General features: G+C 62.0%; 6 protein-coding genes. 3 read left to right on the plus strand and 3 right to left on the minus strand.

The genetic code is table 11. From position 1 onward, the window contains the following. The 3 genes from EN884_RS17620 to EN884_RS17630 form a co-directional block, all read left to right on the plus strand. Positions 1–1,467, plus strand: a 1,467-nt coding sequence (locus tag EN884_RS17620) for a DUF3363 domain-containing protein (protein ID WP_128360657.1), incomplete at its 5' end; no start/stop codon positions are given. A gap of 355 nt (positions 1,468–1,822) precedes the next feature. After that, complete coding sequence (locus EN884_RS17625) at positions 1,823–2,809, plus strand: ATP-binding protein (protein WP_024505649.1); 987 nt, start codon at positions 1,823–1,825, stop codon at positions 2,807–2,809. Between the two features lie 17 nt (positions 2,810–2,826). Continuing rightward, positions 2,827–5,295, plus strand: coding sequence for a S8 family peptidase (locus EN884_RS17630; RefSeq protein WP_063169237.1), 2,469 nt, complete (start codon positions 2,827–2,829; stop codon positions 5,293–5,295). Positions 5,296–5,501: 206 nt separating this feature from the next. On the opposite strand, the gene EN884_RS17635 is transcribed toward EN884_RS17630, so the two are convergent. The 3 genes from EN884_RS17635 to EN884_RS40125 form a co-directional block, all read right to left on the minus strand. Next, entirely contained in the window at positions 5,502–7,061 is a 1,560-nt protein-coding gene (locus EN884_RS17635) for an E2 ligase fold family C protein (RefSeq protein ID WP_024505651.1), read from the minus strand. A gap of 3 nt (positions 7,062–7,064) precedes the next feature. After that, positions 7,065–7,553: a Mov34/MPN/PAD-1 family protein gene (locus EN884_RS17640; RefSeq protein ID WP_024505652.1), complete on the minus strand. Its 489-nt coding sequence runs from the start codon at positions 7,551–7,553 to the stop codon at positions 7,065–7,067. Beyond that, positions 7,550–7,721 (minus strand): putative metal-binding protein (locus EN884_RS40125; protein ID WP_348632986.1); only part of this gene is annotated, 172 nt, incomplete at its 5' end. The genes EN884_RS17640 and EN884_RS40125, both read right to left, overlap by 4 nt.

Consider the following 7,721-nt stretch of genomic DNA (forward strand, 5'->3'; position numbering starts at 1 on the left):
AAGCTCGACTGGGTCGCGGTCGATCATTTCAACACCGGCCACCCGCACAGCCACATCATCGTCCGTGGCAGGGACGACCGTGGCGAGAACCTGGTCATCGCGCGCGAATATATCTCATCTGGCATCCGCGAGCGGGCGGCCGAGCTGGTCAGCCTCGATCTCGGTCCGCGAACCGACCGCGAGATTGAGCTTCGCCTGCGCCGGGAAATGGAGCAGGAACGCTTCACCAGCATCGACCGTCGGCTGCTCAGCATGCGTGATGATGACGGCCTGGTCTCGCCGGGCGGTCCCGACGCCATTCGCCAGACGCTGCACCAGGGACGGCTGCGCAAGCTCGAGCGGATGGGTCTGGCCGCGGAGGTCGGCGCTGGCTCCTGGCGCCTCGACGATGAGCTCGAAGCCACGCTGCGCCGCACCGGCGAACGCGGCGACATCATCAAGACCATGCACCGCGAACTGACCGGCAAGGGGCTTGCCCGCAGGGCCGCCGACTGGGTGATCCACGATCGATCCGGCGAGCCCGTCCAGTCTCTCGTCGGTCGCGTTGTCGCGCGTGGACTGGCCGACGAGATCAATGACCGCCATTACATGATCGTCGACGCCGTCGACGGTAAGAGCCATTGGATCAACATCGGTAGAGGCGAGGCGATGGAAACGATGCCTAATGGCTGCATCGTGCGTGTCGCGCCAAGGAACACCGAGCCGAGGCAGGTCGATCGTACCATCGCCGAAATCGCCGCCGCGCATGGCGGCCGTTACGACGTCGATATGCACCTGAAGCATGACCCATCCGCCACCGAGAGCTTTGCGCGAACGCATGTGCGGCGGCTGGAGGCGATCCGCCGCGCGACCGGCGGCGTTGAGCGAGAGCCGAACGGCACCTGGCTCATCGCGCCGGACCATCTCGATCGCGTCGCGAATTATGAGGGCCAGCGGGCCAGGGCCGAGCCTGTCGTTGCCGACAAGCTCTCCTCAATGGCGCTGGAGCGACAGGTCAGCTTCAACGGCGCCACCTGGCTCGACCGGGAGCTGGTTGCCGATAGACCCGAGCCTTTGCACGGATCCGGCTTCGGCCGCGACGTGAGAGAGGCGCAAGCTCGCCGGCGGCAGTGGCTGATCGCGCAAGGCCTCGCGCATAAAGAACAGGATGGGATCGTCTATCGAGCCAACATGCTTTCGATCCTGCGCCAGCGAGAACTGAACCGTGTTGCTGGCCAACTGTCGGAGGAACTTGGCCTGCCCTATGCCGAAGCGCGATTCGGAGGACGAGTAGAGGGTACGCTCCGCCGCTCCGTCGAGCTTGCCAGCGGAAAATATGCCGTCGTTGAAAAGTCGCGCGAGTTCACGCTGGTGCCATGGCGGCCGGTGCTTGAGCGCCATGTGGGCAAGGAGGTCTCCGGTGTCGTGAGTGGGGAGGGGATTTCATGGACCGTCGGCCGGCAAAGGAGCGGACCTGGTGTTTCGTGAGATGGTGTACAGCTTTTTAGCCAGCGGCGCGGGCAGCCATGCGAGCCCGCGTAGACCTTATGGCCGCACGCCCGCAATCGGTCGCATGGACCTGCCAGGCGGGGCGGCTTTGGAGCGTTCGGACCCGACACGCTGCGTGAGTGGCCAGACTTCGAGCGCTCGAAGATGCGGACTGTTGTCTGCTGGCCGGCGTTATTCCGGCTGGCCTATGACCGCGGCGCAACAGTTCACCGCTGAAGTTGCCACGGGCGAACATCGACAAGAGAAAAAACACCATTGCGCGTTACAAATCGCCGTTGAAAGCGTTTAGGTTGCATGCGCTTCGCCAAGTAAACGGATACCCCAGAAGAGAGCCATGACCACGGCCCGCCATATCGTGACGCTGCTTAAAAGCCACATTGCCGGCGACGAGGATCGTTTCCTCTCTATCGCGATGCAGCTTGCTGCGCATGAGGCACGTCAAGGCCATGGCAAGCTTGCTCAGGAGCTCAAGGATCTGGTCGACGCAGCCAAGAGCAGGGACGCCCGGATTGCCAAGAGCAGTCGGCCGGTTCCCCTTTTTCAGCCAAAGGGCGAACTCGCAGGCCTCCTGCATGTGCGCTATCCGGACCTGCGACTGACGGACATGATTTTGCCGGACAGTCTGCGCTCGCGCCTGCACCGCGTGCTGGGAGAGCAGCGCCAACAAGCAAGCTTGCGCGAGCACGGGCTTGTTCCCCGTCGCAAACTGCTTCTGGTCGGCCCGCCAGGATCAGGCAAGACGATGACCGCATCGGCATTGGCCGGGGAGCTTCATCTGCCCCTTTTCATGATCGTCCTCGATGGTTTGATCACCAAGTTCATGGGAGAGACTGCCGGAAAGCTGCGGCTTGTTTTTGATGCAATGCAGGCGACGCGGGGCGTCTACTTCTTTGACGAATTCGATGCCATCGGCGCGCGTCGAGGCGAACGCCAGGATGTTGGCGAGATTCGGCGCGTGCTGAATTCGTTTCTGCAGTTTCTCGAGCAAGACGACAGCCACAGCCTGATTATTGCGGCAACAAATCATCCCGAGCTGCTCGACAGAGCTTTGTTCCGCCGTTTCGACGATGTCATCGAATACGCCGTGCCCGATCGGCCGATTATCGAGGCGCTGCTTCGGGCTCGACTCGACCGCTTCGACACCAGAGGGCTTGCCTGGAACGAGGCGATCTCTCAGGCAGAGAGACTGTCGCAGGCCGAGATCACCCGCGCGGCCGACGACGCTGCAAAAACCATCATATTGCGGGGGGGGAAGCGGATCACCTCGGAAGCGCTCATCGACGCTCTGAAGGAACGCCGGCAGGCTTCGCTGTCTGAGTAGCGACAGCACAGATCATAATGGCAGACGATTTTCCGCGCGACCGCGCCCATATCCACCTTCGCAACAACGGCATTCGGGAAGCCTATCGGCGGCCCAACCAACTTATACATGCACCGCCGCTGCCGGCGCGTGATCGGGCGTCGCATGCTGCGGCCTTGACGCAATCCATCGAACAAGCGGTCGAAAGTGCACGCCAGCAGATTGCGGCGCGTGACCCCCAGCTGTCGGTCGGCACGCCTGGCTTTTACCTCGAGATCGATCTGCCCATGTCCGGACGGGCGGCCCTCGACCAGTTGGCCGATCGTCGCCAGCACATGGAGCTGGTCGCCGTCCATGAGCCAACTCAACCCGGTGCTCCCATCACAGCGTCGGTGTTCCTGCCGCAAAGCGCGCAAGCCTATTATTTGCGGAAAGTCGAGGCGTATCGAGACGTTGACACTGACCGCGGCAGACCGCGCAACGAGCCGCTCGTCTCCCGCATGGAGACAGTCAGGCTGGCGACTGCACGATCGTTGTTTACCGACCACGACGACCTCTTCCCCCAGGCCGCTGACGAGCAGGTGTGGTGGGAAGTCTGGCTGCGCGACGGTCGCCGCGAGAACTTCGAGCACATTGCCGAAGCCCTGAACATCACTTTGCGCACGCATGCGGTCAGGTTTCCGGAGCGGGTGGTCATGCTGGCACTCGCCAGCACGGCAATGCTCGACCGCATGATTGCGCACAGCGATGTCGTCGCCGAGCTGCGGCGCGCGAAGGATACGCCGTCCTTCTTCATGGGCCTTGGCGGCGCGGAGCAAAGGGACTGGAGCGACGAGCTTCTCGGGCGCGTCAGACCGCCTCAATCCGATATTGCGGTCTGCATTCTCGACAGCGGCGTACGTCGCACCCACCCGTTGATCGAACCCGCACTTGCCGTTGAAGACTGGCACACCGTCAAACCGGCATGGGGCAGCGACGACACACCTGCGTGGAGCGGCCACGGGACGCGAATGGCAGGTGTCGGCCTGTACGGTGATCTGGTCCCGCTCCTGGTCGGAGGCGATCCAGTTCCATTGCCCTTTCGGCTGGAGAGTGTCCGTATCCTTCCGCCAGAAGACGAGGCAAACGATCCAGAACTCTATGGCTCGATCACCGCGGAAGCGATCGCCCGCGCCGAGGTGCAGGCGCCGGAGCGCCGCCGCGCGATCGCAATGGCTGTGACAAGCGCCAGTCCGGCGCGTGGAAGGCCCACATCGTGGTCTGCCGCTATCGACCAACTCTGTTTCGAAGAGGAGCAGCGACGCTTGATCGTTCTCTCTGCCGGCAACATCGGCGATGACCTCATGCCGGCCGAGCATTTGACGCGCAACGATCTGGAAGCAGTCGATGATCCTTCTCAGGCCTGGAATGCGCTGACGGTCGGCGCTTTCACAGAAAAGGTCGATATCATTGACACCGACTTTGCGGGCTACGCTCCGATCGCGCCGGTCGGCGAGCTCTCGCCGCGCAGTCGCACTTCGGTCGTTTGGGACAGGCAGTGGCCGGTGAAGCCCGAGGTCGTCTTCGAAGGCGGCAATCTCGCCCATGACGGTGTGTTGCCTGGCGAGCCGATCGACGATCTGCAGATATTGACCACTTTCTATCGACCCGAACTGCGCCACTTCACCACCCTCGGAGATACGAGCGCGGCAACGGCCCATGCCGCACGGATGGCGGGACTAATTCTATCAGCGCGCCCCGAGCTGTGGCCTGAAACGGTTCGCGCCCTGATCGTCCACTCGGCCGAATGGACTCCGGCGATGCGCGCACGCATCGATGCGTGCAACGGAGCGAAGGGCGAGATCCAGGCGCTCGTGCGGCGCTATGGTTACGGCGTGCCAGATCTTGGGCGCGCGCTTCTGTCAACGGTGAACGACCTCACGCTTATCGTTGAAGATGAGCTTCAGCCTTTCCAGCGCGAGGGCGGCGCGGCTGCCAAAACGCGTGACATGAAGCTGCATCGCCTGCCTTGGCCGAAGGAGCAGCTCGCGGCGCTCGGCGCTGCCCAGGTCGAGCTCCGCGTCACGCTGTCCTATTTCATCGAACCCAACCCCGGTGAACGCGGATGGACCCGCCGGCATCGTTACGCGTCCCATGGTCTTCGGTTCAGAGTAAAGTCAGCGACCGAGACAGTCGACGAATTCCGAGCCCGCATCAATCAGGCCGCTCGGGACGAGGAGGAAGGGGCGCCTGCTGGAGGCGGAGAAGAGTGGCTGCTCGGCACCTTCCGCGATCGCGGCTCGTTGCACGCCGATTTCTGGTCGGGCAGCGCCGCCGATCTCGCCGAGCGTGATGCGATCGGCGTGTTCCCGGTCGGGGGCTGGTGGAAGGAGAAGCCTTACCTGGAACGCGTCGACGCTCTGGCTCGGTACGCCCTGATTGTGACGATGCGGGCGCCTGGGGTCGATGTTGACATCTTCACACCCGTCGAAGCAGCCCTGACTGTCGAGACGTCGGTCGAGACCTGATGCAGCACTGTCCAAATCGGCCAACAACGGAGGTTTGACCAGCCTCTGGTGCCATGGCGGCTGGTGCTGGATCATCACGTCGGCAACAGGGATCATGCGCGGAGGACGATAGGCCGGCAAAGGAGCGGGCCAAGCGTGTGATAATGGCGCCCATGGTCACGCCCACAAGCCGCGCCCCCTGCGTCTACGGAGAGGTGCGCGTCTGTTTAGGCGGCCGAGACATCGCTTACCTGATCAACGCGCTCGCCGTATTTGCGCCTGTAAGCGGCAATGAAATCGTCGTCGCTACAGATGCAGCGGCCGCTGGAGTCCTTGGCCTTCGGATCGTGCAAGTGAGAGCCAAGGGGGCGCAGAAGATTCACCCGAGTGCTCGTCGTCGGGCTCATGGGAAACCCCGCACTATGTTTGACCAAATCCGCGGCAAGCATAATCCCGGCAAGCACCGACTGAAAGGCCATCGGAACCACAGTTCGAACGCGGCGACTTCCTTCGCTAAGCTGGAACACCAGACCGCCGCAGATAGCCTGCTGATAAAAGGAGCGCAGGGGCTGGCCGACAAACGGGGCTAGCGGTTCAAACGGCACAGCCATCGCTGTAGCCACGCGAACTACAAAGTCGTTGGGAACTCCGGCATTGGTCTGCAGGAGCGTTTTCACCTGCTCGTGTGCTTCCGGTATTCCGAGTTCCTCGGCAATCAGCTGGTGCTCGTCCTTGGATTTTCCGGATGGCAGGTACATGCAACAAAGGCAAGCCTGGCCGTCATCGAAACCATGCCGGGAGATACCGAGATCGTGCTCCTGCGTCCAAGCGTTTGCGATCCATCGCGGCAGTGCACCTTGGACAGCCAGACGGTCGGCGGCGGTGTCAAGCGCCACACCCACTTGGTCGAAGACCCAATTGCCCCGGCGCGCAACATATTCTGCCCACGTCAGAGGGTGCGCCTCGACCTCAAGGGCAGTCGATCTAAGGGCGGTGGCTGCAAGAACCGCTTTGGACATACCAATCTCCGCCTGGCCAGCCAATGCGTAGCGCTGCAGGTTTGAGAGTTCGATCGCTTCGTGATCGATTACATGCAGACGACCTTTGAGATCGGGTTGTCTCGCTAGCGCCCAAAGCGAGCCATGGCCTATCGCACCGAGCCCAACGAGGTGGGTTTCGCCAAGGTCGACTGGGAAGTCGATCGGGCCAGGCTCTCCGGCTTTGGTCTTGTCGTAGCTGCATAGCGAGAGGTCGATGGTTTCGTCCAACTCGGCGCCGGTCAACTGGGCAGCGAAGATAGTTCGAAAGACGTTGGCGGCGCCGAAGCAACTGGCGGCGCCAGCTCCATAAGGCAGCAGACTTGGGCCAGAGCCCACCGGGTCCGTACGCGACAGCTTTGCCGCCCAACCGTCCGATCCCACGAAAAAGATCGGGCACCGGAGTGATGGGCGCGTTACCCCTGCAACGACGCAGACGGTGGCAGACTTGCCGGAACGCCGGATGCCGACTTTTGGATTGATCGACTTTGCCAAGCGCTCCAGCGCTTGGGCTTGAGAGCTCGCCGCGCTGTCCAGCGGGAGTATCGCCAGAACCGGGTAGAGCCTAGCGAGCAATCTCACCGCAAGATCTAGTGTCGCCTGGCCTTCGGCGCAGGAAGCGGCCTGATGGTCGAAGGCGACTGCCACGACCTGCTTTTCAAGAGCTGCTTTGAAGTCTCCCAGATGAAAATCGGCCAGGACCTGAGATGCCGCCGTGGCGGCGCGATCGATGAAGTTAGCGAATGCCATTGTTCAACTCGATATCATGATCATTCGCGACAGTGCCGCGGGAGGGAGCGCATTCCATTTGGCCTTTTCGTCAAGCCGATAGGCGGCGACCCGAGCAAAATCGAAAGGCTCGCGGGCGAAATTCGGCACTACCAGCGACAGACACCCAACCGTGGTAGCAACCGCATAAGCGTCGTCCGTCGTCGAATGGTAGGCGCGGCCCGGATGGCTGTGAATCTGGGCCAAGAGTTTCAGGCCGCTTTTGTAGAGCCAGACATTGAGCCGGTGCAGTTCTTCGGCCGCAACGATCACGCAAACGCCATCGTTTGTCCGAATGTGACGCTGCGCCGGGATAACCGTCTCTGTTACGGCAAAGTGCCGCTCTTGCTGAACGCCGACCCAGAGCGCCATCCCCTCATTGCCCTCGCGACCAACTGAGCGCAGATGCCCATGCGTGGTCGAGATGCAGCCGCGCGGGAGAGTCACGATCGTTACATCTCTCAAACCAGTCATTCTTGTATCGCCTGAGGGGATACCACCATTCCTACGATTGTCGGTTGGAGTTGAATCTGCAACTGCTCTATAGGAACGATTCCGTACTTGATGATCTTGTCCAGGATGAAGGCCAAACAGCCTTCGCCAGAACCCCGATGAAGCAGCCATGGATCACCTGAATGGGCT

The sequence above is a fragment of the Mesorhizobium sp. M7A.F.Ca.AU.001.01.1.1 genome, assembly GCF_004022735.1.
Taxonomy (GTDB): Bacteria; Pseudomonadota; Alphaproteobacteria; order Rhizobiales; family Rhizobiaceae; genus Mesorhizobium; species Mesorhizobium ciceri.